Source organism: Mycobacterium sp. (assembly GCF_019243155.1).
Classification (GTDB): Bacteria; Actinomycetota; Actinomycetes; order Mycobacteriales; family Mycobacteriaceae; genus Mycobacterium.
Genome location: NZ_JAFAUS010000135.1, coordinates 1 through 2,007, shown reverse-complemented (window position 1 = coordinate 2,007; position 2,007 = coordinate 1). Strand labels below are relative to the sequence as shown.

Here is a 2,007-nt window from a genome sequence, read left to right as displayed (position 1 = left end):
CCTGCATCTTCTTCGTGCAGAACAACCAGTGGGCGATCTCGATGCCGATATCCAAGCAGACCGTCGCGCCGTCCATAGCGCACAAGGCAATTGGATACGGCATGCCCGGTATCAGGGTGGACGGCAACGACGTGCTGGCCTGCTATGCGGTCATGGCCGAGGCCGCCGCCCGGGCGAGGGCCGGTGGCGGTCCGACGTTGATCGAGGCGGTCACCTATCGCCTTGGCCCGCACACCACCTCCGACGATCCGACTCGATACCGGACCCAGGATGAGGTGGACCACTGGGCGGCGCTGGATCCGATCCCGCGTTACCGCAGCTACTTACAGAATCAGGGCCTGTGGTCGAAGCGCTTGGAAGAGCGGGTCGATGCCCGGTCGAAGCGCATGCGGGCCGAATTGCGCGACGCCGTCTTCGACGCGCCGGATTTCGACGTCGACGAGGTTTTCACCAACGTGTACGCGGAGATCACGCCCGGACTGCAGGCGCAGCGTCAGCAGCTGCGGGCCGAACTCGACCGAATCGATTGAGAGGCGCCAATGACTCAGCTCGCTGATCGTCCGGCCGCCGCAGCGGCCGATGCGGCTCGCGGTCCGCAGTCATTGACAATGGTGCAGGCACTCAACCGCGCTCTGCACGACGCAATGGCCGCCGACGAGCGGGTCCTGGTGTTCGGCGAGGACGTCTCGGTCGAGGGCGGGGTGTTCCGGGTAACCGAGGGATTGGCCGCGACGTTCGGTGAGAGCCGTTGCTTCGACACGCCTTTGGCGGAGTCCGCCATCGTCGGTATTGCGGTGGGTTTGGCGCTGCGCGGCTTCGTGCCGGTGCCCGAAATCCAATTCGACGGGTTTTCCTATCCGGCTTTCGACCAGGTCGTCAGCCATCTGGCCAAGTACCGCAACCGCACCCGGGGCGAGATCAACATGCCGGTGACGGTGCGGATCCCGTCGTTCGGGGGAATCGGTGCGGCCGAACACCATTCGGACTCCACCGAGTCGTATTGGGCGCACACCGCCGGCCTCAAAGTGGTGGTTCCGTCCGATCCCGCCGACGCCTACTGGTTGCTGCGTCATGCGATCGCATGCCCGGATCCGGTGATGTACTTGGAGCCCAAGCGGCGCTACCAGGGACGCGGCATGGTCGACGCCGGCCGGCCGGAGCCACCGATCGGACAGGCGTTGGTGCGCAGGCCGGGCACCGACGTGACCGTCGTGACCTATGGAAGCCTGGTCAGCACCGCGGTCGGTACCGCGGAAGATGCTCAGCGGCAACATGGTTGGAGTCTGGAAGTCATAGACCTGCGCTCACTGGTCCCGTTGGATTTCGACACCGTCGCGGCGTCGATCCGCAAGACCGGCCGCTGCGTGGTGATGCATGAGGGGCCGCGCAGCCTCGGTTATGGCGCCGGTTTGGCCGCCCGCATTCAAGAGGAGTTGTTCTACGAGCTGGAGGCACCGGTGTTGCGCGCCTGCGGTTTTGACACGCCTTACCCGCCGGCCCGGTTGGAGAGATTGTGGCTTCCCGGCCCCGACCGGCTGCTGGACTGCGTCGAGCGTGCCTTGAGTCAACCATGAGCACCGACGATCGCGTCAAGGCGTTCCGCGTCCCCGATCTCGGCGAGGGGCTCGAAGAAGTGACGGTGACCCATTGGAATGTCGCTATGGGTGACTTCGTCGACCTGAACCAGGTGTTGTGCACGGTGGAGACGGCCAAGGCCGAGGTGGAGATACCCAGCCCGCACGGCGGCCGGATCGTCGAAATGCAGGGCGACGAGGGCGATGTACTCAAAGTGGGCGCGGTGCTGGTCCGGATCGACACGGCACCGCTGAATGGCGAGGCGCCCGCGCCGGTAGAAGAGCCGCCCACGCTGGTGGGCTACGGCGCCAACGCGGGCATCGACACGAGTCGACGGACTCCCAGGCCGCTTGCCGCCCCACCCGTACGCAAATTGGCCAAGGAGCTGATGGTCGACCTCAGCTCGTTGCACGGCAGCGCCGGCGGTGTGAT

Annotated in this window: 3 protein-coding genes; all 3 read left to right on the top strand. The window is 65.8% G+C overall.

Features of this window, described 5'->3' with window-relative positions:
* The coding region (locus JOZ00_RS06670) for a thiamine pyrophosphate-dependent enzyme (RefSeq protein WP_293341463.1) at window positions 1–530 on the top strand (530 nt) is incomplete at its 5' end.
* Window positions 531–539: 9 nt separating this feature from the next.
* The gene (bkdB, locus tag JOZ00_RS06665) at window positions 540–1,574 is read left to right on the top strand and encodes a 3-methyl-2-oxobutanoate dehydrogenase subunit beta (RefSeq protein ID WP_293341460.1); all 1,035 of its coding nucleotides are present in this window, start codon (window positions 540–542) and stop codon (window positions 1,572–1,574) included.
* On the top strand, window positions 1,571–2,007 hold a 437-nt coding region (locus JOZ00_RS06660; protein WP_293341457.1), incomplete at its 3' end, for a biotin/lipoyl-containing protein. The genes bkdB and JOZ00_RS06660, both read left to right, overlap by 4 nt.

Coding starts and splice junctions, on each gene's coding strand:
- bkdB (WP_293341460.1), top strand. CDS start 540: ATGACTCAGCTCGCTGATCGTCCGGCCGCCGCAGCGGCCGATGCGGCT.